This window comes from Paenibacillus sp. FSL H8-0548, assembly GCF_038630985.1.
In the GTDB taxonomy this organism is placed as follows: domain Bacteria; phylum Bacillota; class Bacilli; order Paenibacillales; family Paenibacillaceae; genus Pristimantibacillus.
The window spans coordinates 5,208,586-5,233,508 of record NZ_CP152049.1 but is presented as its reverse complement, the minus strand read 5'-3'; the positions used below and the strand labels follow the sequence as shown (position 1 = coordinate 5,233,508).

Here is a 24,923-nt window from a genome sequence, read left to right as displayed (position 1 = left end):
TAACTTATTTAATGAATATGAGGTGATTCAACATGCAGGATGATCCGCAAAAGCGGGAAATCATAAATCGGCGTCATTTTTCGTTTCGATTGAATTTATTTTTCTTTATTACGTTCGCTTTATTTAGCGTTTTGATCGTTCGGTTAGCGATATTGCAGTTCGTGGAAGGTCCGATGCTTAGCGCAGAAGGTATCGAGAAGAGCACGAGAAACGATAAAATTCCTCCTATACGGGGAAATATCTATGATGCTACAGGACATCCAATTGCGTATTCAACCTCTACACAATCGCTGTACTTCAGCATACAGCCAGAGGCTAAGCTGGAGAATGCGAAACAGAACGCTAGGGAAATGGCCGCGAAGCTGCTGGAGGTGTTCACGAAATTTGGTGATCCGGAAAAAGCAATGACGGAGGAAGATATTATTCGCCAAATGGACCTTGATTTCAGGCGAAACAATATTTCGACCCCACGGCGCATCAAATCGGGGCTGACCAATAACGAAATTGCTTATTTTATGGAAAACCAGACTTCCTTCAAGGGCATTGACATCATGGAGGAGAGCGTCCGTAATTACAGTACAGATTCGATTGCCGTGCAGCTGGTAGGCTATTTGAAGAAGTATAAGGGCGTTCGTGAAACGGTGGACTTTTACAAGGAAAAAACGACGGAAAAGGACGAAACTCTTCAATATTTGGACGAAGAGGATGTAGGGATGGACGGTTTAGAGTATATGTACCAGGATGTGCTGCGCGGTACGAATGGTCTCAAAACCTACCCCGTAAACAATGCTGAGCGCATTATTGGTCCGATGCAAATCACAAATCCGAAAAAAGGATCTGACATTTATCTGACGATTAACAAGAACGTACAATTGACAACAGAAGAAGCAATTATGGATCAATTGAAAAAAATATCGACATCATCCAATAAATATGAACGGGCGGAATATGCCAAAACGGGCTTTGCTGTCGCAATGGAAGTAGATACCGGAAAAATCGTTGCCATGGCAAGTATGCCGGATTACGATCCGAACATTTGGGCCGGAGGCCGGATTAGCGCGGATGATTACGAAAATTTCTCTAATGTGCTCGAGAACGGGACAATCCGCAGCGTATACGGAAAATATGATTCAGAGGAGGAACGGAAAAAGCATCCTTCCTCGATCGTATATCTCGGTTCAACGATGAAGCCGTTAACCGTGCTTATTGGCTTGAATGAGAAATTGTTTAATACGAACAGCTATTACAATGATACCGGTGTTTTCAGCTATGGTAAAAAAGGTTATGAGACCTTCGTTCGGAACTCTCAGCGTCATGTTTACGGCAGCATCGATGGAGCCAAGGCGATTGAACACTCCTCCAATCCGTTTATGGCGGAATGGGTAGGGAATAAGCTCTATATGCGTGGATCGGTTAACGGCAAGAGCAGCGTCGAGATTTGGGACGATTATGTCAAGCAATTTGGATTAGGTGTATTAACCGGAAGTGGTCTGTTTGGGGAGTCCAAAGGGATCATTGATTATTTTGACTCGGCTGAAAGGTTTAGTGCGCAAGCAGCTCTGGTTCTCGCTTCATTTGGTCAGCAGGGTCGCTATACGACGCTTCAGCTTGCGCAATATACAGCAATGCTCGCTAATCACGGCAAGCGCATGAAGCCGCAGTTCGTTAACGAAATTAAGGATACGGATGGGAATGTAATTCAAGGCTTCACTCCTGAAATTTTGAACGAGGTTGAGTTCCCTGCGGAATATTGGAAGGAAATTGAAACGGGTATGTCCAAGGTTAGCTCACAGGGCTTTGAAGGTGTGGACTACACGTACATGAGGAAGACGGGAACCTCTGAGCAGGAAGTTGCAAAGCGTACCGCCGAGAATGCGGTCTTTATCGCTTATGCGCCTGCTGACAAGCCTAAGCTTGCTGTGGCTGTCGTTATACCTGATGGCGGTTTCGGGAGTTACGGAGCATCGCCAATCGCAAGAAAAATATTCGATGCCTACGACCAAGAGGTCGGTTTGTATGGCGTGCCGAAGAAGAAAACAACAGAGACTAATGAGCCAAACACAGCTGATCAATCCGCGGGGAATACTGCCGACGAGGTGGATACAGCGATAGGTACGACGGAATAAGACGATTAATAGCAAGCCAATAAAAGAAACCTCTCCTTTGGTGAAATGGTTGTTAGCCACTATCACTTCACCAAGGATTGGTTTCTTTTTATTTATGCATTTTATGGTACGAGGACATAGCGTCTATTCTATGTGTTCTTATGCGCTCCTGAATGACCGCACCCGCCACTAATTGGCCCAATAAGCGCACTCCTCCCTTGATTAATAACGGACAATCCCTCCTTCTTTTTCCAGTTGAGGCAGCTGCCTCAAAAATAAAAGTTGCACTAGTGAAACATTTTTGTGTATTATAAAAAAAAAGGCTTTAGGCAAACTAAGATTCATAAGGGCAAATAATCATGCATATTAAAAATAACAAGGATGTAGGAGGTTTTATTTATGCGTAAAGGGTATAAGACGAATTCAGCATTTAAAAGATTCATTTTGACGATTGTATTTCTAGTGATAACGGCAGTGATGTCATCGGCCTGCGGACAGCAAACGGAAACTGGTGAGAGTGGAAAGCTGAACATTACGGCGACGACAGGAATGATTACAGATGTGGCACAGCAAGTAGGCGGCGAGTATGTAGAGGTTAGTGGGCTGATGGGAGCGGGAATTGATCCCCATTTGTATAAAGCCTCACAAGGCGATGTGAAGAAGCTTGATAACGCCGATATTATTTTTTACAACGGCTTGCATCTGGAAGGCAAAATGGCTGAGATGTTTGAGTCGCTGGAGAAGCGGAAGCCAACGGTTGCTGTATCGAAGTATTTGACAGAGGACCAGCTGCATTCGGCTCCAGGGCAAGGGGAAGGCATGCATGACCCGCATATATGGTTTAACGTGAAGCTCTGGATTTCTACGGCAGAAGTCATTCGCGATACATTAATCGAGAAGGATGCTTCCCATGCTGATTATTACAAGGAGAATGCAGCAGCCTATATCAAGCAGCTTGAAGAGCTGGATACTTATGCGAGGGAGCAAATCGCGCTAATTCCTGAGGAAAGCCGCATTCTCGTAACGGCTCATGATGCTTTCGGATATTTTGGCGAAGCATACGGGTTGACTGTCACGGGTTTACAAGGCATGAATACGATGTCTGAATATGGCTCAAAGGATGTTAGCAAGCTGCGTGACTACCTCGTTGAGAAAAAAATAAAAGCGGTATTTATCGAATCCAGCGTTCCAAAAAAATCGATTGAATCGGTCATCGAAGGTGCGCGCCAATTAGGGCATGAGGTGAAAATTGGCGGAGAGCTCTTCTCCGATGCTATGGGTGATGCAGGAACGGTAGAAGGAACTTATATCGGTATGGTTAGACATAATGTGGATACGATTGTAGCCGCTTTGAAATAGCATAACAATGGCAAGGAAAGCGAGTGATAATGATGAGTCAGATTCATACAGAAGTCAAACCGAATACGAAGACGATAGCTCCGCTGAGCATAACAGGATTAAGTGTTGCCTATCAGAAGAAGCCAGTGCTGAAAAATGTGTCCTTTGAAGTAACCGAAGGAGAGCTGATCGGCGTAATCGGTCCGAATGGCGCTGGCAAATCGACCTTGATGAAGGCAGCGCTCGGGCTTATACCGAGCATTAGCGGAGAGGTGCTCGTATACGGAAAGCCTTATAAACAGCAGCGCAGAATGATTGGCTACGTGCCGCAGCGGGAATCCGTCGATTGGGATTTTCCAACAAATGCGCTGGATGTTGTACTTATGGGACGCTATGGGCATCTTGGATGGTTTCGCCGTCCATCGGCAAAGGATAAGGCGCTCGCGCTGGAGTGTCTAAGCAAGGTTGGCATGGCTGATTACGCAGGAAGACAGATCAGTCAGCTCTCAGGAGGACAGCAGCAGCGTGTCTTCCTGGCACGAGCGCTGGCTCAGGATGCGAAGCTGTACTTTATGGATGAGCCCTTCGCAGGCGTTGATGCTGCGACAGAAAAGGCGATCATCACGCTGCTGCAGGAGCTGAAGCTGCAGGGGAAAACGGTTATTGTCGTCCATCATGATCTTGCGACCGTTCAGGATTATTTTGATTCTGTGCTGCTGCTGAATGTAGAGGTTCAAGGCTTCGGCCCCACTGAACAAATCTTTACACAGGGGCTGCTGCAGCATACCTATGGCGGCAGACTTGCCTTCCTAGATCGCAGCCTGCATTCCCGGTCATCGCTAGACGGAAAGGATGAGTGACAATGGAGCAAATTTGGTCCATGCTGGCTGATCCTAATATGCAATGGATATTTCTTGGCTGTACGCTGCTTGGGCTTAGCAGCGGCGTCATCGGCTGCTTCTCCTATCTCAGGAAGCAAAGCTTAATGGGAGACACATTGGCGCATGCAGCTTTACCAGGAATTTGCATCGCATTTATGCTTACAGGAGTAAAATCAATTGGGATTTTTCTAATTGGCGCAGGCATAGCCGGAATTATCGCAACATTCGGAATTGGTTATATTACTCGAAACTCGAAGCTCAAGCAGGATGCAGCGATGGGAATTGTGCTCTCTGGATTTTTTGGTCTAGGGATCGTGCTCCTTACGTTAATCCAACATGGCAGCTACGGCAATCAGGCCGGTCTGGATAAGTTCATGTTTGGGCAAGCAGCTTCGATGATCGCTTCTGACGTCATTACGATGACGATCGTATGCGTATCGCTAATAACGATATGTACACTGCTCTTTAAGCAATTCAAAATTATCGCGTTTGATCCGGGCTTTGCAAGGGGGCTCGGTTATCCCGTAGCTTTCCTAGAGCAATTAATGATGTTATTAGTTGTAGTTGCTGTCGTAGCGGGCATCCAAGCGGTAGGCGTTGTGCTTGTAGCAGCGCTGCTCATTACACCGGCCGTATCAGCTAGGTACTGGACGAACCGATTGGGACTAATGGTTATATTGTCAGGCTTATTCGGGGCAATCAGCGGCGCAGCAGGCACATGGATAAGTGCATCGGTCTCGAATCTGCCAACAGGCCCAGTCACAGTGCTTGCGGCTACTCTGATGTTCTGTTTTTCCATATTATTTGGCCCGCAGCGTGGCATCATTGCGAAACGGCTGCTGCGCAAAACCGTTAAGCAGCGCTTCCACCGCGAAAACGAGCTTCATATGGAGAGCACAGCGAAGAAGGAGGCGGCCTTATGAGTGGTTTTTGGATATTGCTAACAGGCGCGCTCGTAGCTAGCTGCTGCGGCGTACTTGGTGTATTTCTCGTCCTTCGCAAGATGGCTATGATTGGCGATGCTATCAGCCATTCCGTTATGCCGGGCATCGTTATCGCGTTTCTGCTCAGCGGTTCGCGCGATTCTCTGCTGATGATGTTTGCAGCACTAGTATTCGGCTTGCTTACGACGTTTCTTATTCAGATGTTTCAGCAAAGCGGTATTCAATCGGACGCTTCGATCGGAGTTGTGTTTACGGCTCTTTTCGCGATAGGCGTAGTATTGGTCAGCTTATATGCGCGTCAGGTGCATTTGGACCAGGATGCGATTTTATATGGTGAAATCGCTTATGTTCACTGGAATATTTGGGAGCTGGGCGGCGTGAATATGGGACCGAAGGCGGTGTGGCTGCTCGGTGTAACGCTGCTCGTTATTACAACGGTAATTGGTTTGTTCTACAAGCAATTTAAGCTTTGTGCATTCGATCCGGCGCTAGCGGCAGCTATCGGCATACCAGTTGCTTTTTTCCATTATTTATTGATGGGTCTTGTATCCATGGCGACGGTCAGCTCCTTTGAGAGCGTAGGTGCAATTCTCGTTGTAGGAATGCTGATTATTCCCGCCTCAACGGCATACTTGTTGACGGATCGGCTCGGAATTATGATCGCTTGGAGTGTGCTCATCGGCATTATGAGTACATTTATCGGCTATGGAGCGGCTGTTTTGCTGGATGCATCAATCGCAGGCTGTATGGTTTGCGCGGCATTGCTGCTGTTCATCATTGCTTTTCTGTTCTCTCCTTCTCACGGCATTATTATAAAAAAGCTTCGAATCAGAAAGCTTGCCTAACCTCAGATGTAAATGAATTTTCTTCAAATAAAGAAAGCATTCGATTGTCGGATGCTTTCTTTTTTGTTGCCAATATACAAAAATTGATAAATTAATGAGAAATATTTGCAACCTTTAGCTGGTTAAATACGTTTTATATTTGGTACATACTAGAAAAAATGGGGAGAGGGAAACAGAAATGAAAGTTTGGTTTAAGCTTATTATACCGATTGTTGTCACTGCTTTAGTAGTATCCGGCTGCAGCTTTGGAGGAGACAATAAGGGGACAGACAAAAATCAACCGTCATCGCTGAGGGTGATGTATTACGATGAGGGCTCTTTCTTCCAAGAATATGGAATGCTTTTCTCAGCGTTATATCCAAATGTTGAGATTGAGGTTGTAAACACGCAAAGCCTCTACTCAGGACAAAATGATGATTATGAAGCTGCTTTTGCAAAGTTCATCGAAGAGGAACAGCCTGATATTCTTATGCTGAGCGCCGATCAATTTAAACAAATGGCACTTGACGGCAAGCTCTATGATCTTGATGTGGTCATAGAGAAGGAGAAGTATGACACAGAGGGATTAGTTCCAGGTATGCTTGATTATTTAAGAGAGCTCGGCGGAGGAAGGCTGTATGGCATGACGCCAAGCTACTACAGTCAAGTGATGTATTACAACAAGGATTTATTTGATAAGTACCAAATTGAGTATCCAACCGATCGAATGAGCTGGAATGAAACGCTGCAGCTGGCTCGTCGCTTCCCTACAGAAGGAGAACCGAAAGAACGCGTATACGGTTTGAAAATGGGCTATAGCGAGGAACTATTTGATTTGGCAAACACACTTGCATCTGCGGATGGCATTAGCTATGTGAATGCTTCGCAGAAGCTGCTGACGATAAACACCGATTCATGGAAAAATGTGTTCCAGACTGCGCTTGATGCAATCGCATCTAAATCGCTTTATTTCGAGAGTATGATGTATGAAAATCAAGAATCAAATATGGGTGGAACGTATGAGGATTATTTGCTGAGAGATCCCTTTATCTCAGGGCGTCTAGCGATGTCCCTCGGAGACTTCAATTACATTAACCAAATTAAACAAGCGAGCAATAATGAACAGGTTAAGGATAGGGTCGTGAAAAACTGGGATCTTGTTACGGTGCCTGTTGGAGCGCAAAATCCAGATCAATCGAATATGACATCATTCAATAATTTACTTGCGATTAGCGCAGACTCAGCCAATAAGGAAACAGCTTGGCAATTCCTTAGTTATCTAACGAGTGATGAATATGCGAGAGTAAAATCAAAGTCCAACAACTACAATGGCTTGCCAGTAAGAACCAAATATATTACAGATGTAGAGGGACATAATTTTGCTGCCTTCTATAATTTAAAGCCTAGTACCTTTAATAGCTATAAGGATTTTGATAAGCTGCCGCAAACTTTCTGGGGAGAATTTATGACAGCTGCCCAGGAGGAGCTTCAGAAGGTGAAGGATGATAAGCAGCCGCTTAATGAAGCGCTTGATATTTTGCAGGTCAAAGGGCAAGAAATGCTGCTGAAGGAAGATCCAATTACTCCGGAGCAAGAAGAAACGGCTCAGGAGGCGCCAGCTGTAGAGAGCGGCTCAGCAACGACGATAGTGCGGTAAGGTTGAAATGAATTGGGAGCATGCCTTCGCGTTCAAGCGAAGGCGTGCTCTCTTTTTTAAAATATAGGAAAGTAAATGCTCTGTGAATTCATTTGGAATCTGACGTAAATGTGCTAAAATAATTTACTAGTTAGATACAACAATGAATGGCTTTTATGAGGAGGCACAATATTGGGAGACTATAAGCTGGTTGCGCTCGACATGGATGGGACGCTACTCAATGAGCAAAGTGAAATTAGCGCTGAAAACGCGGAATGGATTCAAAAAGCGCTGGATGCAGGTGTCATCGTCAGCTTCTCTACAGGCCGGGGCTTTCGCAGCGCATTGCCATTTGCAGAGCAGTTAAAGCTGGAAACACCGATGATAACGGTAAATGGCAGTGAAATATGGCATCGTCCGCATGTACTGCACAAGCGTACGCATCTTAGTCACGTTTATGTAAAAAGGCTTCATGAGCTTGCTCTCTCGCATGGGGAGCCTTGGTTTTGGGCCTACACAGCAGATGATATTTTCAATAAAGAAAAGTGGATTAACCCAGCATCCGATTATGATGCGCATCATTGGTTGAAATTTGGCTATTACACCGAGGATGACAGCATAAGAGAACAGATCCTTGCTGAGGTGCAGAGCTGGGGAGCACTCGAAATTACGAATTCCTCGCCATGGAATTTGGAGCTTAATCCGCTCGGCGTATCGAAGGCTAGCGCGCTTAAAGAGCTTTGCGGGCTTCTTGATATTGAGATGTCGCAAGTGATCGCTGTAGGCGACAGCCTAAACGATATCGCAGCTATTCGCGAGGCTGGACTTGGCGTTGCGATGGGCAATGCTCAGGATGTCGTCAAGGAAGCGGCAGATTTTATTACCTTCTCGAACAATGAGCATGGCGTCGCTGAGGTTATTAAACGGTACGTTTTGAAAGGGTGAGAAGCGTATGGATATTTTAGGCTGGATATTAGTCGTTCTGCTATTCGTTGTCGGAATGGCTGGAGCGATTTATCCAATTTTGCCTGGCGCACTAGCGATTTACGCAGCGTTTTTCGTATATGGCTGGTTTTTCTCCTTCCATGAATTTGGCTTTTGGTTTTGGCTTATTCAGACACTCATCGTTGTTGTTCTCTTTGTTGCCGATTATGCGGTCAGCGGATGGGGCGTGAAGCGCTTCGGAGGCTCTAGAGCCTCCATTATTGGCAGTACGATCGGTCTTATTTTTGGCCCTTTTGTTATTCCTGCATTCGGTCTAATTATCGGTCCTTTCTTAGGTGCAGTCATCGGAGAAATCATTATCGGCACAAGTCCGTCGAAGTCGTTGAAGGTCGGGCTTGGATCAGTCGTAGGACTGTTCACCAGTGTTGTCGTTAAAGTTATTTTGCAGGCGGCAATGATTTTGCTGTTTGTGCTGTGGCTAGTAAACTAAGGTATAGAGAGGATGGATGGCGCGATGATAAAGGTAACGGTTTGGAATGAATTTTTGCATGAAAAAAATAATGAAGAAGTAAAGAGGATTTACCCGGATGGCATTCATCAAGCGCTGGCGAGCGGAATTGCGAGCGGTGATATCGAGGTAGCGACAGCTACGCTGGAGGAGCCCGAGCATGGGCTTACAACGGAGCGCTTGGCGAATACGGATGTTCTTATCTGGTGGGGACATATGGGGCATGACAGAGTCGATGACGCGGTTGTAGAGCGTGTTCAGCAGCGTGTGTGGGAAGGGATGGGCTTAATTGTGCTCCATTCCGGTCATTTCTCAAAAATTTTCAAGAAGCTGATGGGAACGGGCTGTGATTTGAAGTGGCGGGAGGCAGGTGAGAAGGAGCGGCTTTGGGTCGTTAATCCTGCGCATCCAATCGCCGCTGGCTTGCCGGAGTATATCACGCTTGAGCATGAGGAAATGTACGGCGAGCACTTCGATATCCCAGCTCCAGATGAGCTGATTTTTGTAAGCTGGTTTGAAGGCGGTGAGGTATTCCGCAGCGGCTGTACATTCAGTCGAGGTCAAGGCAAAATTTTTTATTTCCGGCCCGGGCATGAGACATACCCAACCTACTACAACCCGCAGGTGCTTCAAGTTATTCAGAACAGCGTACGCTGGGCAGCGCCTTCGCATGCAGCCGTTCCGGTTCGCGGCAACCATCAGCCGCTGGAGCCTATAAGCAATAAAGGATAGGGAGACTTGGACAGAAGATTATGCTAAAAAAAGACTCATTAATTAAAGGCACGCTTATACTGGCGGCCGCTGCTTTAGTCGTTCGATTTCTTGGGCTGTTCCAGCGTATTCCAATCGATTATATGCTGGGCTCTGCAGGACAGGCAGCTTTTAACTCAGCCAACACGATCTATCTATTGCTGCTAACCATCGCTACTGGAGGAATTCCACTTTCCATCAGCAAGATGATATCCCAGCGTTATGCGCTAGGCAGGGCAGATGAAGCTAAACGGATTTATAAGGCTGCATTGATGTTCGGAGCCGGAACAGGCCTGCTTCTAGCAACGGCCATGTTCGTCTTCGCACCTGTCTACGCGAAAATTTCGAAGGTGCCGGATTTGGTCCTATCCTTGAGAGCCATCGCTCCAGCGCTGCTGCTGTTCCCGATTATCGCCATGATGCGGGGTTATTTTCAAGGCAGACAAATTATGTCGGCAGGCGGCATTTCGCAAATTATGGAGCAAATATTGCGATTGATCGGCGGTATTGGGCTGGCATTCATCGTGCTTGGCTGGGGCTGGGGCGATGAATATGGCGCTGCAGCTGTTGCTTTTGGTTCCGTCCTTGGCAGTATCGGTGCTTTTTCAGTTATGATGTGGTTTTGGCGAAAGCTAAAAAAACAAGACCTGGGGGAGCTGGCCAAATCGTCCGGAGCAGGCAATAATCCGTCTGTGAAGACAGGCGCGAAATTGCCTTATCGCACAATTTATCGCGAAATATTCGGTACCTCCATTCCAGCAGTTGTTACTGCGATGACGGTGCAATTTTTATACTTTTTTGATATGACGCTATTTATACGATTAACGGATTCTTTCTATAGCTTTAGCTCAGCAACGAAGGTATTGGCTGATTATTCGAATAAGGCAATGGGGATTGCCGGCATACCGCCGATTTTAGCGATTGCGCTTGGAGCGTCGATCATACCCGTTATTTCATCTGCTTTTTCCTTAAACAATATGAATGAGGTACAGCGTCAATCCTCGCTGGTCATGCGCATCGTCTGCTTTACTGGCGTACCGGTTGCTTTGCTGCTAACCGTAGCCTCTTATTCCGTTACAGGCTTGCTCTTTACAAGCCCGAGCGGCAGCGGCACTGTAGCTATGCTTACGGCGGGTGCGATTTTTCAAATTACGATGATGATTTCAAATTCGATATTGTACGGGCTGAATAAATCAAAGCAGCCAATGTACCATACCTTTATCGGACTTGGACTCAAAATTGTGTTCAGTATTGCACTAGCGCCTGTGCTGGGCGTGTACGGACTTATTATTGGATCGTCGATTTGCTTTATCGTGATTACGCTGTTGAACGTGCGGGAAATTAATAAACAGGTTAGTCTGAATATACTCGGTCGGAAATGGCTGGCGTATATTGCAGCGATAGCTGTGCCGGCATTGGCTGGCCTGGGCGCGGAGTATGCAGTGCTTGCTTTGACAGAAGGATGGGCAGATAAACTTTCCTATCTAGCAGCCGCAGCTGTCACTTCAATGGTTGTAGGCGGCTTGTATCTTCTATTATTGGCCGCTCTGCGTGTGATAACACCTGAGGATATTCGTTCATTCCCTGGGCCGCTCCGCAAGCTGATGTCGCTGCTGCTTAAGCCATTTTATAGAAAAGCAGCGTAACTAGCTGGTTTATAGAACAACAGGAGGCGTCTTCCGTTTATCGGATGGCGCTTCTTTTTTTTGAAATACAGGAAACGATACATTCTCCGATCCTGTGGATAACGAAGCTGCGCCAGCATCCGGAGAGCAGATCAAGAGAGCTAACGGAAGCCAGAGACGCTAAAGTTGCATTTTGGGTTAGCGTCACATTTTAACGGAAGTGGGAGACGCTATTCCGCAGAAATGAAGCGAGATCGGGCATATAGGGGACAAATAGAGGCGCGTGTTTCCGTTACAATTTTGAAATGAGAAATAAAGGCGATATAACGTCTGTGGTTTCCGTTAGAAGTGTGATCTGACGCTTCTGCGATTGCCAATCATCCGTAAGGATAATTTTGTTGTTCATATACGAATTCAAAATATTACCAAACTGTGGAAAACATGCTATATTGGATGCTGCGGCTTTGAATTGGAAGAGTTTTTTGAAATATAGGAGAGTATATCATTGCGCCCTACTTTCTCTATATTTCTCAGAATGAAACGCGCGGGCGCCGCCAAAGGACGGCGAGAGCCGTTTCACATCGGGGGGAGAAGCATGACAAGAGAAACGATACTTATGGTAGATGATGAGAAAGAAATTTTAAAGCTGATGGAAATTTATTTTAAAAATGACGGGTATACGATGCTGCAGGCATCAAATGGGCTTGAGGCGCTGACGCTCATGAATAACCATCAGGTGGATCTGATTATTCTTGATGTGATGATGCCCGTCATGGACGGCCTGGAAGCATGCATGAAAATTCGTGAGCAAAACAATATACCGATTATTATGCTTTCTGCCAAAACGCAGGATATTGATAAAATTTCAGGATTAAGTCTCGGAGCAGATGAATATGTAACCAAGCCGTTTAGCCCTTTAGTGCTGCTTGCGAGCGTCAAATCCCATATTCGCAGAGCAAAGCAGTTTAATATGACAACAGTGCAAAATCACAATGAGATTGTCATTGATGAGCTAGTCATTAATACGGCGACCCATACCGTTAAGGTGGATCAGCAGGAAATTAAGCTTACCCCGCGTGAGTTTGCCATTCTCAAGCTGCTCTCAGTTAATCGAGGCATCGTGCTGAGCATGGACAAAATATATGAGGAAGCATGGAATGAGCCGTTCATGGAATCAAAAAATACAGTGATGGTACATATTCGGAAAATTCGCGAAAAGATAGAAAAGGATACACAAAACCCGAAATATATAAAAACCGTATGGGGAATCGGTTATAAAATGGAGGCGCTTTAAGCTGATGCGCAACAAGCAAAGCATATATTTTGTTGTAGGAAGCTTGCTCGCTGCGGTTGCGGCCGCTTTCATTGGACGATGGCTTGTTTCCTATATGATACATATTCCGCCTTATGATACTTTTTTAAAGTGGATAATTGAAAGTATTGGCTCGATTCCCATTATGATTTTTGTTGGCTTGCTTGGTTTCGTTATTAGCTATAGAGAGCTTGTAAAACGAACGGGGGCAAACAAGCATCGTAGTGGAGTGCGAGCGCCTAGCAATAAGCTGTTCCGCACGATTCGTTGGACGTTTATGGCTGCTTTTCTTAAAAGCCTGATCCTTATGATTGCTCTTGTTATAGCCGTTCATTTGCTGGCCTACTACCTCATTCAACACTCTGTCCTCGATCGGCCTCTCATTTGGGTCGTCAATCATATTGGCTCCACACCAGTACTCGCCGTATTCGGTTGTGTGTTGTTTTTGGCGCTGTTTTTTTGGACGAGCAAAAATATGATTTCGTATTTGAAGGAGATTCGCAGCGGCCTGCAGCAGTTGGCATCCGGCAAGCTCGATTATGTCATACCGCTCCGTTCGGCTGATGAGCTCGGTGATATTGCGCTGAGCATCAATGTGCTAAGCAAGCAATTCAATGAGCTGCTGGAAGAGGAGAGAAACGCTGAGAAAACAAAAAATGATTTGATTACAGGTGTGTCACACGATTTACGCACGCCGTTAACCTCTATACTTGGTTTTCTAGAGCTGATTGAGAAGGATCGTTATCAGGATGAAGTAGAGCTTCGTTATTTTGTCAGCATTGCTTATGAGAAATCGCTTCGTTTGAAACGATTGATTGATGATTTATTCGAATACACCAAGCTGAATAATGGTATGCCGCTTGTGCTCGCAGAAATCGATGTCGTGGACTTGCTTGGACAGCTGGCGGAGGAATTTGTGCCTAGTCTTGAGAAGGTGGACATGTTATGCCAAATTCATTCGACTGAAAGCACCTTAATGATCATGGCAGATGGAGACTTACTCGTACGCGCTTATGATAATCTGATCTCCAACGCCCTGCAATATGGTCAAGCAGGTAAGCTGGTAGATATCCATATTGAAAAAATCAAAACGGAGGCTGTGATTCGCATCGTTAATTATGGCGAGCCGATTCCAGCTCAAGATGTTCCCTATATATTTGATCGATTTTATCGTGTGGATCGTGCGCGTACAGCTGATTTTGGAGGCACAGGACTTGGACTTGCGATTACGAAAAGCATTATTGAAGCGCAGGGTGGCCGGATTTCTGTCAGCAGTACAGCTAAGGAGACCATATTCGAGACCCGCTATTCTCTATTACAGCACAAAGCTTAAGCATTTGATAAGAGAATGTTAAGCTGCACACTGCAATAACGATAAGACCCCTCCATTAGACTAACAACAGTTAGATAATGGAGGGGACGCAGGATGGAGAGAACAGAGCAAACTATATTTTTAACGTTCATCGCTTTAGCTATGATGGTCGGATGGCTGTTAACCGGATGTACTTCGAAAGAAGGGCCGATCAGCGATGTTCGGCTCATCGTTAACGGTAATGTGATCGCACAAGAAGCACCTGTAAGCATATATGACGAAAGGCTGTTTGTTCCGGAAGCTTACCTTGAGAAAACCTTTCAGAAAAAGCTGGAATGGCAGTCAGAGATAACGAAAAAAGAGGGTGCTTATTACTCGGATCAGGTAGCTGTACTGATGTATCATGATATAGCCATAGCCCCTGAGAGCGACGGCATTATTGCCGTGGAGAGATTTGAGAATCAAATGCGGATGCTGAAGGAAGCAGGCTTTCAAGTGATCAATATAGATGACTATACAAGCTTTTTGATCTCTAATGGCTCCGTACCGGACAACGCGGTATTAATCTCTTTTGACGACGGTTATGAAAGCTTTTATAAGCTGGCTTACCCGATATTAAAGAAGCATGGCTACGCAGCAGTTAATTTTGTTATCGTCTCGGCAGTTGATGATCGCAAGCAGCCAGGAACACCTAAGCTGACTTGGGAGCAAATGAGAGAAATGCAGGATGCGAATATGAGCTTTCGCAGCCACAGCTACGGGATGCATCGTTATGGCGCAGTGAATGAGAACAGTGAAGTACTGCCTGTCATGGCAAGGAAAATATACGTTGAAGAAAAGCAAAGAAGAGAAACAGAGGAAGAGTTCAGCAAGAGGGTGCTGGATGATTTGTTATTGGCGGAGGAGAGATTGCGCACGGAGCTTGGCAATACGCAGAGCGCTCTCGCCTTTCCATACGGGGCGTTTCATCCAGCTGTAGTAAAGCTTGCCGAGGAGGCAGGCATCCAGATTACATTCACCACAAGAGAAGGCTTAAATACGAGGCTGCACCGCACGGGCAACCGAATCAATGGGGCGAAAACCGGTGAAACCGAGGACGAGCTCATAAATAAATTGAAGCGGTTAGCGGAGCCGAAAACGAAGGGGAATCCTTCATCTCTATTATTTATTGACGGACTGGAAGCACCGAAGATTAACACGATTGATTTGCCTAATTCGGAGGAGAGAGTTGTTTCATTGCGTGATTTTTGCGAGTTCAATGGCTGGACGCTTTCATGGAGCCCATCAGAAAAAAAGGTGGGAATTGAAACGACTAAACTGCCGTAAATGACGAAAAAAATGTGAGAAAATCGACAAAAATTAGTGCTTTCCATACATTTACAATACATAGAGTCTCCGGTACAATAAGTAGAGTTTGTCAGAATAGACGGCCTACTATATTTGATCATAAAAGGAGACGAATGAATGAAAAAGTTTATATCTAGACCAAACAAGCTAATCGTACTTTTACTAGCATTTACGCTCGTATTCGTTGCAGGCTGTCAAGCTGTTTCTAATCTTGATTTTAATGCGGTATTGAAGAATTCACTTAAAGTGACGTCGAGTGAGAGCAAGCAGTCAGTAGAGCTTAAGCTGCTGCTTGATGAAACGTTATATGAGGGCATCTCGGAAGAGGAACTCGAGATTATGAAGCTGGTGTCAAGCTTGAAGCTGCAGCTCGATCATGTCAAGGCACAGGATAGCTCGCATGTATCCTTTGATGGAAGTTTGGTCTTTGGAGATACAACAAGCATAAAATTCAATCTGAAAATGTCAGATACGCTGGCGGTGCTTGAGCTTGAAGGAGCGAAGCAGCCATTTGAGCTTGATCTGACGAGCGAGGGCATGTTTGGATTAATGGGCGGTTCCAACTTGCTGGACTCGCCGGAGTTGGCGGAAGATGCTCCTGAGCTTGATGAAGCGGCATTAACGGAGCTTGGCCACCAGCTGCTTGATACGGTTGGATCATTTGTTATTGATAATTTGCCCAATCCCGACCGTATTTCTGTAAAGCCGGTAAATGAAACAATTAACGGCTCCTCCACCTCATTAATGCATGTTCAATTTGACCTGAACGGCCCTGAGCTTTGGGCATGGGTGAAAAAATATGTAGACGCATTAGTCGCTGATCAAGCGGGTCATGAGAAGATGATTGCTGGCGTGTTTGAAGTGCTGCAGAGCAATCCGGACATCTGGTCGGCTGCTGGAACGATCAATCCTTTTGAAGAAGGCGGATTGGACACACAAGCTCCTGAGGAAATATTGGAGGATACGATAGAGGGCTTTACGAGCTTGCTTGCCGAGCTTCAAGGAGAACTCAAGCTGCTTGAAGAAGAGGATCAAGAATCACTAGACGAAGTGTTCAGCAATGATTTAACGATTAAAGCGGATGTTTATGTAGATAATAAGCTCGATATTCGCAAGCAGGCCTTCGAAATCTCTTATGTGCTGACGCAAGAGCAGCAGGAGTATGGTTATCTGCCGTTTAAAGGGATCAGCCTGAAGGCAGAGAGTGAATCATGGAATGTGAATGGCGATGTAAAAGCAGACGCTCCTGTTGCTTCTGAAACTAACGTCTCAGTTGAGACGCTAATGGATATTCAAGGCTATCAGCTATTGAAGCTGTTTGATGACAAATCAGTCGCATATGATATATTGAAAAACAAGCTTCATGTGAACAAGCAGAATATTACATGGTATTCTTATCAGTATTACAATCCGGTCATTGTGACAGCGAATCATATCACGCTTGTTCCGCTTCGGGATACGGTGGAACAGCTTGGCGGTGTGCTGACGTACGATGCCAAGACCAAAGCCTTGAAAGTAGTTGACGAAGCTACGGGCACGACGATTGTTTTCAAAAGCGGAAGTGACGTTGCTGTAGTAAATGGCAAAAACGTAAAGCTATCTTTCCCTGTAATTGTCGTAGACGGAGTTACTTATGTACCTGCACGTAATTTGGCTTCAGCGCTTCATGCAAAGATTGGCTGGACGGATATTGATGAGGATATGAGAATATTTACGCTGGATCGGGAAGTCTAAGAAGAGTTTGCCACGGATGAGGCGTTTAAGCCTGATATCTTTTTTTAGGGGTGCAAAATGAAAAAACTAACGACAGATGCTGAGTTTCGTGAGGCGGTTGCGAGCGAGGGACTTACCATTGCTGTTTTCAAAACAACCTGGTGCGGGGATTGTCACTTTATTGACCCATTTATGCCAGAGCTTGAACGGCAATATGAGGATAAGGTCAAATTCGTAGAGCTTGATCGCGATGATCTCCCTGATTTATGCTCGGAGCTGAACATTCTTGGAATTCCAAGCTTTATTGCCTTCCGCGGCAGCAAGGAGCTGGTGCGGTTCGTCAGCAAGCTGCGCAAATCGCGTGAGGAAATTGAGGAGTTTGTAGACCGGGCGATCCAAGTCAGTGAAGCATTAGGCCATAATTAAAAGATAGTCCGCGCTAGCAGGGAATGTATTCCCTGAGCGCGGGCTTTCCTTTTTTACTGGCCTCTTACTCGGAAGTGTCACATTTTCAACATGGCTTTTGCTTTTTTTTATGGCTATAATTGAACTGTTATTAAAACATGAAATAAGGTGATTTTATTATGGTAACCGGGCGTTTTCGCGCGTTGGCTATTGCAGCGTGCATCGGAATGCTTCTTGTACTGCTCGGCGGTGCATTAGTCACGAACACAGACTCAGGCCGTGGCTGCGGTGATGATTGGCCCTTGTGCCACGGGAAATTTATACCTGCGTATACTGTCGAATCTTTAATTGAATACTCACATCGTCTCGTCTCAGGCTTAGAAGGCCTACTTGTACTCGCTACAGCAATTTCCATTTTTTCGAAATTTAGAAGAGACAGATCAGGTTATAAGGAGCCATTATTTTATGCAGGCGGGGCGCTGCTATTCACCATTATTCAGGCGCTCATGGGAGCGGCAGCGGTCCTATGGCCGCAATCACCACCGGTTATGGCCATTCATTTTGGCATATCTTTAATTGCGTTTGCAGCGACGCTGCTGCTGGTCATCTGGACATTTCGGGCTAAGAATGGGCCGCCTACGGTATTCAAAGTACCGAGCTCCATTTTTCCACGTGTACTTTCTGTAGCTATTTATAGCTATGCCGTTGTCTATTTGGGGGCATTCATTCGGCATACCGAATCAGGCGGGGGCTGTATAGGCTGGCCATTATGCAATGGAGAGATCGTGCCAGAGATCAGCGGCGCAACGGGGGCCGTGTTCATTCACAGAGTGGCTGCATTGCTGCTCGGCATCAGTCTGGCGGGCTTATTCCTTCATATTCGCAAGGTTAGCGGTGGAGCAGGTTTAACAAAGCATGCTGGGTGGGCGCTCGCACTCGTGATTACTCAGATTTTCAGTGGTGCACTGCTTACCTATACGATTACAAATACGAACTGGTTTTTATTCACGAACCTTCTGCATAACTTAATCGTTACGGGCTTGTTCGGTATTATTATAGATTTATTAATTCAGTCCTGGCTCTTAAGAGAAGGGCGCGGCAAAAGCAAAGCTTAATAATGACTAGAAGTTATGTGAAGAGAAATGCTTCATATGGGACATGCTGTACGTAGGCTTGAAAAAAACGTCGTAATCCATGTACCGCTTAAAACAAGCCTGCAAACGAGAAAATTCGCTTGCAGGCTTGCTTGCGCATAGGGACTGTCAAATGGGCAGCCCCACTAAAATGCTGCTGCTTGCTGAAATTATGATAAAATATAACAAAGTTCATCATTCTATAGCAGAAGGGACTGTTCAAATATGCTGCGAATCCTGTTTAATGAGCCTCAAAGAGATGCGGAAGGAACACTTGCACAAACGTTTCGTCTGATGGATCAGTTTGTCGCGATACTGTCCGATAAGATGAAGGAAGGCAATGTTCGTGTTCAACAGCTGCGTAAATATGAGATTTGGACGCTTGGTCTTCGTTCGTCGTTGGATGAGCTTGAGCAAAGCCATTATGCAAGTCTGAAATTTCAGCATAAAATAAAGGCTGCTTCCGTTAAGCAAATGACAGATGAGGAAAGAATCCAGTATAATCGATATATCTACTTTGATAAAAACGCTTTTATTCGCGTTTTCTCTTTGCTTGACAAGCTAGGCACGCTGCTTAATGAGCTGCTTGATATGAGGACGGAGCGGATTAAGCCTCATTTTTCTTATTTCACGGTTTTGCGCAATATGCGTGAGAAGAGGGCACATCCGGAGCTGACTTGGAAGCTTAATGATGTGAAGGAGAAATATAAAGAACCGATGACTAGGCTGCGCAATCGCAGAAATACTGAGATTCATTATATGAATTCTGAAATGCAGGATGATCTCATTCAAAGCAGCCGTATGTATGGGGGAGAGGCTAAGCTTGAGAATTTAAGCGAACAATCTGCCGATTTGACGCAGGGCCTGTACTTGGCAATGGAATCATTGCTGCTTACGTTTCAATACGCATGCAAAATTATGCGAAGCAAGCAACGATAATTCCGGGGGGAGAGAAAATTCGTGGGACTCAATGGGAAAACAGCATTGGTTACTGGCAGTGCGAAGGGACTCGGTAAACGAACGGCGCTTCAGCTTGCTGAGCGTGGCTGCAATGTGGTCATTAATTACTATGAGAGCGAGCTTGAGGCCAGGCAGGTACAGGCGCAAATTGAACAGTTAGGCGTGAAAGCAATTACAGTACAAGCCGATATTGCAACGACAGAGGGAGCGGCGAAGCTTGCCGACGCAGCGGAGAGCTGGGCTGGCGGAGTCGATATTCTCGTCAATAACGCAGGACCTTTCGTGCGCAAGCGTCGTTTATTCAGCGAATATGACGAGGACACGATCATTAGACTGCTGCATGGCAATTTGCTCGGTGTAATGCTGCTTGATCATCGTCTGCTGCCAGGCATGCGAGAGCGCAAATGGGGACGTATTGTTCACTTTGGCTTCGGTCATGCGGGGGAAGCCAGGGCATGGCCGCATCGGGCGGTATATGCAGCGGCAAAAACAGGGCTCGTATCTTTTACAAAATCACTGGCTGTGGAAGAGGCTCCTCATGGCATTACGGTCAATTTAATCGGTCCCGGCGACATTCGGGGAGTTAACAAGGAACGGTCTATTGCTGAGGTAGAGGAAGAATACGATAATGAATCGCCAATTGGACGCCCTGGCGCAGGTGAGGACGTGGCGCGTGTCGTTTTGTTTCTATGCGATATACAGTCCAATTTTTTGACCGGCAATGTCATCGATGTGACTGGCGGCTTTGACCCCATTGTAGCTAATATTAAAGGAATGTTCTAATCGGCATAAGAACAAAAAAAAGTCTTATCGGGATGCTGAGGAACTAATTCCGCAGCGTCGATAAGACTTTTCGTCATTTGTCATGCAAAGGCATGCTTGATTCGTTCTATATAGGATCTAGAATACTTGAACGACTTCGATTACACCTTCTACTTCTTCAAGAAGAGCACGTTCGATACCCGCTTTAAGCGTAATCGTCGAGCTTGGGCAGCTTCCGCATGCACCCATTAGACGAAGCTTGATGATGCCGCCCTCGACATCAACCAATTCAACGTCGCCGCCGTCGCGCTGCAAAAACGGACGAAGCTTATCGAGTACGTCCAAAACCTCATCGTACATTGTATCTTGTACTTGTTCACTCATTGCATTCATCTCCTTTCTACCCTATTATAGTACAAAGTGAAGCAATTGAAAATGGATAGCAACTAAGTAAAGTTAGGTGAATCAAGATGTTTAAACCAATGATCGAATTTTGTGCCAGTAATATGCATCACGGCACTGATCGTATAATGGATTTATTTGAAAAGAATGATGACTACGAAGTAACCGAATACGGCTGCTTGGGAAATTGTGGCGAATGCTACTTGAATCCCTTCGCATTAGTGGACGGCGAGATCGTATCTGCGGAAACGGTAGACGAGCTGCATGCTAATATTTTGAAAGCGATTCTTCAGCAGGAAGCGGATAAAGAAGCGCTGGATAAGCTGCTGGATGATCTATAAGTAAGAATCGGTGAATTAGCCAAGGTGACGCTTTGAGCGCCAGAGCACTCCGCTCTTAACGAGACGAGGCACTCGGCCCAGTATAGCTGTACCGCCCATGACGCCGAAGCCGCTTTTTTTGCCGAGCGAGCCAAGCACGCCCTTAAGCTTAATTTTGCCGAGCCGCGGCGTTTTGTTATGCCAAATCGCTTGCAGCACCTCGGCAATTTGCTTGCCTTGTGCACCTGCGGCTTGGCCGCTTGGCGAGAGTGGAAGCGCCGCACAGTCACCAACGATGAACACATCGGTATGATCTGGCAGTTGATGATACTCATTAATAATGAGTCTGCCCTGATTGTCCTTAGGCAAATGGATTCGCTGAACGAGCGGTACGGGCTGAATACCAGCAGTCCAAACCGTCACATCTGTATAAATAGCTGTATTTGAATTGCCATCATGCAAAATGCCATTTTCGACCCTCGTTAGTCCAACATGACCACACATCTCTACGTGATGCTCCGTAAACCATTCCGCAACAAAGCTTTGAAGCTTGCTAGGGAATGCCGACAGTACCTTTGGACCGCGGTCCAAGATGCGAATATTAAGATCTGGCCTGCTCTCGCGCAGCTCAGCTGCAACCTCAACTCCGCTTAAGCCTCCGCCTACAATCGACACCTGACCATATGGCTTAATATCATTTAGCAGAGCATAGGTTTTTCTAGCGGCTGAGAAGGTCTGTATGCTTGTGGAGAATTGCTCCGCACCTTCAATATCATGATATTTGTCTGTACAGCCAAGACCGATAACAAGCCATTCGTATTCCATGGATTCTTGATTCTCGATATGGACGAGCTTCAGTTCCATATCTACATCCGTAACTTCACCATAGGCGAGTGAAATTCTTGGATCAACGGGGAACTTTACCCGAAGCTCCAAGTCTGAAACCGTTCCAGCAGCAAGCGCGTAATATTCCGTCTTCAAGCCTTGGAACGGCATTCTGTCAATTAATATAATGGATACGTCAAGTGGCAATTGCTTCTCCAGCAGCTCGTTTGCAATGGCGAGGCCTCCGTAGCCTCCGCCCAGTATAATAAGGTTTCTCATTTCTTTTCCATCTCCACATTTCTCGATGATAGGACTATTTTATGCTTTTGTGATGCGAATTACTCACTCGTAAACTTTAATTTCATTGTAGAACGTATCACGTTCGACAGGAATTCGACCTGCGCCTTTAATGAGCCAGATGAGGTCCTCACGCGTAATGCCTTCCGGTGTTAATGCACCAGCAGCATGACTGATTTTTTCTTTAACAATCGTACCGTGAGCATCCGAAGCACCCATTGTAAGGGCAACTTGCGTTAGCTGAACTCCGATGTTGATGAAGTAAGCTTTAATATGCTGGAAGTTATCGAGCATTAAGCGGCTGATCGCAATCGTCTTCAAATCCTCGAAGGCCGAGTTGCGCCGGCGAATTCCAGCATTAGGATTAATCGGCTGCATGGAAAGCGGGATAAACACAAGGAACCCATTTGTTTCATCCTGCAGCTCGCGCAGATGCATTAAGTGGCGAATACGATCTTCCTTGGTCTCGATGGAGCCATACAGCATCGTTGTATGGGTCCGCAGGCCAAGCTCATGCGCGGTGCGATGAACCTGCAGATACTGGGTAACATCCGCTTTGTTTACCCGCATTTTTTTGCGATAATGATCAGATAAAATTTCAGCACCGCCGCCTGTCAACGACTGAAGTCCTGCTTTCATAAGCTCCTGTAATACTTCGCGGTAACTAAGGCCGCTGATGCGTGAGAAAAAGTCAATTTCTGCTGCCGTATAGGCTTTAAGCGTAACCTCAGGGAAATGCTCTTTCAGAGCTTTTAGTGAATCCACATAGTATTGAAAAGGAACATGTGGATTATGACCGCCAACAATATGAAATTCACGAACACCAGGGTGGAAATGCTTCTCGACGTATTCGATCATTTGTTGACCGCTCAGTGTGTAAGAGCCTTCATCTCCTTCATCCTTGCGGAAATTGCAAAATGCGCAATGTGCTTCACATACATTTGTGAAATAAAGGCTCATATTCTCAATAAAGTAAACCTTTTTCCCGTTTTTACGCAGGGCTACTTCATTTGCCAGCTGTCCAATCGTAAGCAAGTCATCAGATTGATATAAGAAAACGCCATCTTCAAGCGATAAACGCTGCCCATGACGCACTTTTTCAATAATTTGCTGCATTTGTTTATCCTCAGTAGGTACAATGACACTCATGGCGAGCCTCCTCTAAATTTAGTAGTTTGTGAAAAAAATAACTTTCTTTTTCGATTAAGAAGCTGTAACTATTATAAACCTCATACGTAACAGGGGCAATAAGAAAAGTGAATATGCATTCTTAAATTAGAATTATAATCAGTGGGCATGCTTCTATTGAGCAAGTGCTCAAACTGGAGTATACTACAATTAAGTAAGTGAGATACAATGAAATGATTAAACTGATAAATTGGAGGGATGTAGCATGATCACAATTAGTGATACAGCATCTGACAAAATAAAAGAAATGCTCGCAGAAGAAGGCGGACCTGAGCTATTCCTGCGACTTGGTGTTAAGGAAGGCGGCTGCAGCGGCTTCTCCTATGGTATGGGCTTTGACGATGAAGAGCATGCGGGCGACAAAGCGCTTGATATGGAAGGCTTAAAGGTTGTTGTAGACGAAGAAAGCATTAAATATTTACATGGATTGGTTATTGATTTTAAGGAATCAGCAATGGGTGGCGGCTTTACGATAGAAAATCCTAATGCGAGTGCAACTTGTGGCTGCGGGTCTTCGTTCCGTACCGCCAAAGATGCAGGCAAACCAGCTGCCGCTGGCGAGTGCTGATCTTGGGTATTACTTGATTTCTTCCGAAATGCGTATGAGGTTCATATGCATTTCGGAAGTTTTTTTTGTTCGAATATAAATTTCAGCTTGCAGTCTATGAATCGATCATCTTGGAGGATAATGACAAATGGAGTTTATTCGTGATTATAGACATTTTATTGAAGTTGGGTGTTCAGCTTGCGGAAGAAAGCATACTCTTTCAAAAGGTCAGTATAATATTACCTTGCAGGGCTATGAATTTCACTCCGAGATTTCCTGCTCTTGCGGACAGGCATCAAGCAAAGCCTATAAAGGAAACAAGTCATGGACATTCAAGTCTGACAATAATGAAATGATGAAAAGGAATAAAGCGACATCATTTAAATTGATGCTCGTAATCGGCTTCACCATTGTTTTTATCGCAAGCGAGATGGTCTATATGTTCAGCACGAAGGATGCGGAGCAAGATAGTGCTGCACATGATGTGAACATCACAGGAGCTTCTAGTTATTATGCTAATCAGAGCTTGATTAAGCTTTAAAATAAAAAAATAATAACAAGTGTATAAGCTCCAAATAAAATGTGCATATTAGTATTGACGGTGTGAAGAGAGGTGTGGTTCCGTTGGACCAATTGGTGCTAGGGCTGCTTGAGGAACTTATTTAACCACTAAGCTTTTATGAAAGCGAGGGGTTGTGTCGCAGAGTACTTCTGAACACACACGCAACGAACGAACCATTAAAACGGATCGTAAACGAGCGGTGCCCGAGTTATCTTAATAATGTGAAGTGTTAGATGTGTTGAGACTCATTCGATCAAACACCGTCAAGGAGGAGCCTGTAAA

Annotated in this window: 24 protein-coding genes; 21 read left to right on the top strand and 3 right to left on the bottom strand. The window is 45.5% G+C overall.

Annotated elements, in window-relative coordinates:
- Window positions 1-32 precede the first annotated feature (32 nt).
- The 18 genes from MHI37_RS22715 to MHI37_RS22630 all read left to right on the top strand — a co-directional run bounded on the left by MHI37_RS22715 (window position 33) and on the right by MHI37_RS22630 (window position 20,521).
- Window positions 33-2,126, top strand: a complete 2,094-nt coding sequence (locus MHI37_RS22715; protein WP_076338004.1) for a penicillin-binding transpeptidase domain-containing protein — start codon at window positions 33-35, stop codon at window positions 2,124-2,126.
- 378 nt (window positions 2,127-2,504) lie between these two features.
- Entirely contained in the window at window positions 2,505-3,464 is a 960-nt protein-coding gene (locus tag MHI37_RS22710) for a zinc ABC transporter substrate-binding protein (protein ID WP_076338003.1), read from the top strand.
- Window positions 3,465-3,493: 29 nt separating this feature from the next.
- Window positions 3,494-4,303, top strand: a complete 810-nt coding sequence (locus MHI37_RS22705; protein WP_306010680.1) for a metal ABC transporter ATP-binding protein — start codon at window positions 3,494-3,496, stop codon at window positions 4,301-4,303.
- Window positions 4,304-4,305: 2 nt separating this feature from the next.
- Entirely contained in the window at window positions 4,306-5,247 is a 942-nt protein-coding gene (locus MHI37_RS22700) for a metal ABC transporter permease (RefSeq protein WP_076338002.1), read from the top strand.
- Window positions 5,244-6,113, top strand: a complete 870-nt coding sequence (locus MHI37_RS22695; RefSeq protein ID WP_076338001.1) for a metal ABC transporter permease — start codon at window positions 5,244-5,246, stop codon at window positions 6,111-6,113. The genes MHI37_RS22700 and MHI37_RS22695 overlap by 4 nt, the downstream gene beginning before the upstream one ends.
- A 178-nt stretch (window positions 6,114-6,291) precedes the next feature.
- Complete coding sequence (locus tag MHI37_RS22690; protein ID WP_076338000.1) at window positions 6,292-7,749, top strand: extracellular solute-binding protein; 1,458 nt, start codon at window positions 6,292-6,294, stop codon at window positions 7,747-7,749.
- Window positions 7,750-7,920: 171 nt separating this feature from the next.
- Window positions 7,921-8,673, top strand: coding sequence for a Cof-type HAD-IIB family hydrolase (locus MHI37_RS22685; RefSeq protein ID WP_076337999.1), 753 nt, complete (start codon window positions 7,921-7,923; stop codon window positions 8,671-8,673).
- A gap of 7 nt (window positions 8,674-8,680) precedes the next feature.
- Window positions 8,681-9,163, top strand: coding sequence for a DUF456 family protein (locus MHI37_RS22680; RefSeq protein WP_076337998.1), 483 nt, complete (start codon window positions 8,681-8,683; stop codon window positions 9,161-9,163).
- 24 nt (window positions 9,164-9,187) lie between these two features.
- Window positions 9,188-9,913, top strand: a complete 726-nt coding sequence (locus MHI37_RS22675; RefSeq protein ID WP_076337997.1) for a ThuA domain-containing protein — start codon at window positions 9,188-9,190, stop codon at window positions 9,911-9,913.
- Between the two features lie 20 nt (window positions 9,914-9,933).
- Window positions 9,934-11,577: a polysaccharide biosynthesis protein gene (locus MHI37_RS22670; protein WP_076337996.1), complete on the top strand. Its 1,644-nt coding sequence runs from the start codon at window positions 9,934-9,936 to the stop codon at window positions 11,575-11,577.
- 574 nt (window positions 11,578-12,151) lie between these two features.
- The gene (locus MHI37_RS22665) at window positions 12,152-12,850 is read left to right on the top strand and encodes a response regulator transcription factor (RefSeq protein ID WP_076337995.1); all 699 of its coding nucleotides are present in this window, start codon (window positions 12,152-12,154) and stop codon (window positions 12,848-12,850) included.
- A gap of 4 nt (window positions 12,851-12,854) precedes the next feature.
- Window positions 12,855-14,201, top strand: coding sequence for an ATP-binding protein (locus MHI37_RS22660; RefSeq protein ID WP_306010679.1), 1,347 nt, complete (start codon window positions 12,855-12,857; stop codon window positions 14,199-14,201).
- 93 nt (window positions 14,202-14,294) lie between these two features.
- Complete coding sequence (locus MHI37_RS22655; RefSeq protein ID WP_076337994.1) at window positions 14,295-15,506, top strand: polysaccharide deacetylase family protein; 1,212 nt, start codon at window positions 14,295-14,297, stop codon at window positions 15,504-15,506.
- A gap of 138 nt (window positions 15,507-15,644) precedes the next feature.
- Window positions 15,645-17,261, top strand: a complete 1,617-nt coding sequence (locus MHI37_RS22650; RefSeq protein WP_076337993.1) for a copper amine oxidase N-terminal domain-containing protein — start codon at window positions 15,645-15,647, stop codon at window positions 17,259-17,261.
- Between the two features lie 57 nt (window positions 17,262-17,318).
- On the top strand, window positions 17,319-17,666 hold the full coding sequence (locus MHI37_RS22645) for a thioredoxin family protein (RefSeq protein ID WP_076337992.1): 348 nt from the start codon (window positions 17,319-17,321) through the stop codon (window positions 17,664-17,666).
- Between the two features lie 158 nt (window positions 17,667-17,824).
- On the top strand, window positions 17,825-18,760 hold the full coding sequence (locus MHI37_RS22640; RefSeq protein ID WP_076337991.1) for a COX15/CtaA family protein: 936 nt from the start codon (window positions 17,825-17,827) through the stop codon (window positions 18,758-18,760).
- 243 nt (window positions 18,761-19,003) lie between these two features.
- The gene (locus tag MHI37_RS22635; protein WP_076337990.1) at window positions 19,004-19,717 is read left to right on the top strand and encodes a Cthe_2314 family HEPN domain-containing protein; all 714 of its coding nucleotides are present in this window, start codon (window positions 19,004-19,006) and stop codon (window positions 19,715-19,717) included.
- Between the two features lie 21 nt (window positions 19,718-19,738).
- Window positions 19,739-20,521: an SDR family oxidoreductase gene (locus tag MHI37_RS22630; protein ID WP_076337989.1), complete on the top strand. Its 783-nt coding sequence runs from the start codon at window positions 19,739-19,741 to the stop codon at window positions 20,519-20,521.
- A gap of 117 nt (window positions 20,522-20,638) precedes the next feature.
- Here the strand turns inward: MHI37_RS22630 and MHI37_RS22625 are convergent, their stop codons facing one another.
- Window positions 20,639-20,884: a NifU family protein gene (locus MHI37_RS22625; protein ID WP_054026871.1), complete on the bottom strand. Its 246-nt coding sequence runs from the start codon at window positions 20,882-20,884 to the stop codon at window positions 20,639-20,641.
- An 86-nt stretch (window positions 20,885-20,970) separates the two neighbouring features.
- Between MHI37_RS22625 and MHI37_RS22620 the strand changes: the two genes are divergently transcribed.
- Window positions 20,971-21,243: a YuzB family protein gene (locus MHI37_RS22620; protein ID WP_076337988.1), complete on the top strand. Its 273-nt coding sequence runs from the start codon at window positions 20,971-20,973 to the stop codon at window positions 21,241-21,243.
- 15 nt (window positions 21,244-21,258) lie between these two features.
- Here the strand turns inward: MHI37_RS22620 and MHI37_RS22615 are convergent, their stop codons facing one another.
- Window positions 21,259-22,326: an FAD-dependent oxidoreductase gene (locus tag MHI37_RS22615; protein ID WP_076337987.1), complete on the bottom strand. Its 1,068-nt coding sequence runs from the start codon at window positions 22,324-22,326 to the stop codon at window positions 21,259-21,261.
- A 63-nt stretch (window positions 22,327-22,389) separates the two neighbouring features.
- The gene (gene mqnE / locus MHI37_RS22610) at window positions 22,390-23,493 is read right to left on the bottom strand and encodes an aminofutalosine synthase MqnE (RefSeq protein ID WP_076337986.1); all 1,104 of its coding nucleotides are present in this window, start codon (window positions 23,491-23,493) and stop codon (window positions 22,390-22,392) included.
- Between the two features lie 244 nt (window positions 23,494-23,737).
- On the opposite strand from mqnE, the gene MHI37_RS22605 reads away from it, so the two are divergent.
- Together MHI37_RS22605 and MHI37_RS22600 are read left to right on the top strand one after the other, a co-directional pair.
- Window positions 23,738-24,100, top strand: a complete 363-nt coding sequence (locus tag MHI37_RS22605) for an iron-sulfur cluster assembly accessory protein (RefSeq protein WP_076337985.1) — start codon at window positions 23,738-23,740, stop codon at window positions 24,098-24,100.
- A gap of 127 nt (window positions 24,101-24,227) precedes the next feature.
- Complete coding sequence (locus MHI37_RS22600) at window positions 24,228-24,620, top strand: hypothetical protein (RefSeq protein WP_076337984.1); 393 nt, start codon at window positions 24,228-24,230, stop codon at window positions 24,618-24,620.
- Window positions 24,621-24,923 lie beyond the last annotated feature (303 nt).

Coding starts and splice junctions, on each gene's coding strand:
- MHI37_RS22715 (WP_076338004.1), top strand. CDS start 33: ATGCAGGATGATCCGCAAAAGCGGGAAATCATAAATCGGCGTCATTTT.
- MHI37_RS22710 (WP_076338003.1), top strand. CDS start 2,505: ATGCGTAAAGGGTATAAGACGAATTCAGCATTTAAAAGATTCATTTTG.
- MHI37_RS22705 (WP_306010680.1), top strand. CDS start 3,494: ATGATGAGTCAGATTCATACAGAAGTCAAACCGAATACGAAGACGATA.
- MHI37_RS22700 (WP_076338002.1), top strand. CDS start 4,306: ATGGAGCAAATTTGGTCCATGCTGGCTGATCCTAATATGCAATGGATA.
- MHI37_RS22695 (WP_076338001.1), top strand. CDS start 5,244: ATGAGTGGTTTTTGGATATTGCTAACAGGCGCGCTCGTAGCTAGCTGC.
- MHI37_RS22690 (WP_076338000.1), top strand. CDS start 6,292: ATGAAAGTTTGGTTTAAGCTTATTATACCGATTGTTGTCACTGCTTTA.
- MHI37_RS22680 (WP_076337998.1), top strand. CDS start 8,681: ATGGATATTTTAGGCTGGATATTAGTCGTTCTGCTATTCGTTGTCGGA.
- MHI37_RS22675 (WP_076337997.1), top strand. CDS start 9,188: ATGATAAAGGTAACGGTTTGGAATGAATTTTTGCATGAAAAAAATAAT.
- MHI37_RS22670 (WP_076337996.1), top strand. CDS start 9,934: ATGCTAAAAAAAGACTCATTAATTAAAGGCACGCTTATACTGGCGGCC.
- MHI37_RS22665 (WP_076337995.1), top strand. CDS start 12,152: ATGACAAGAGAAACGATACTTATGGTAGATGATGAGAAAGAAATTTTA.
- MHI37_RS22660 (WP_306010679.1), top strand. CDS start 12,855: ATGCGCAACAAGCAAAGCATATATTTTGTTGTAGGAAGCTTGCTCGCT.
- MHI37_RS22655 (WP_076337994.1), top strand. CDS start 14,295: ATGGAGAGAACAGAGCAAACTATATTTTTAACGTTCATCGCTTTAGCT.
- MHI37_RS22650 (WP_076337993.1), top strand. CDS start 15,645: ATGAAAAAGTTTATATCTAGACCAAACAAGCTAATCGTACTTTTACTA.
- MHI37_RS22645 (WP_076337992.1), top strand. CDS start 17,319: ATGAAAAAACTAACGACAGATGCTGAGTTTCGTGAGGCGGTTGCGAGC.
- MHI37_RS22640 (WP_076337991.1), top strand. CDS start 17,825: ATGGTAACCGGGCGTTTTCGCGCGTTGGCTATTGCAGCGTGCATCGGA.
- MHI37_RS22635 (WP_076337990.1), top strand. CDS start 19,004: ATGCTGCGAATCCTGTTTAATGAGCCTCAAAGAGATGCGGAAGGAACA.
- MHI37_RS22625 (WP_054026871.1), bottom strand. CDS start 20,884: ATGAGTGAACAAGTACAAGATACAATGTACGATGAGGTTTTGGACGTA.
- MHI37_RS22620 (WP_076337988.1), top strand. CDS start 20,971: ATGTTTAAACCAATGATCGAATTTTGTGCCAGTAATATGCATCACGGC.
- MHI37_RS22615 (WP_076337987.1), bottom strand. CDS start 22,326: ATGAGAAACCTTATTATACTGGGCGGAGGCTACGGAGGCCTCGCCATT.
- mqnE (WP_076337986.1), bottom strand. CDS start 23,493: ATGAGTGTCATTGTACCTACTGAGGATAAACAAATGCAGCAAATTATT.
- MHI37_RS22605 (WP_076337985.1), top strand. CDS start 23,738: ATGATCACAATTAGTGATACAGCATCTGACAAAATAAAAGAAATGCTC.
- MHI37_RS22600 (WP_076337984.1), top strand. CDS start 24,228: ATGGAGTTTATTCGTGATTATAGACATTTTATTGAAGTTGGGTGTTCA.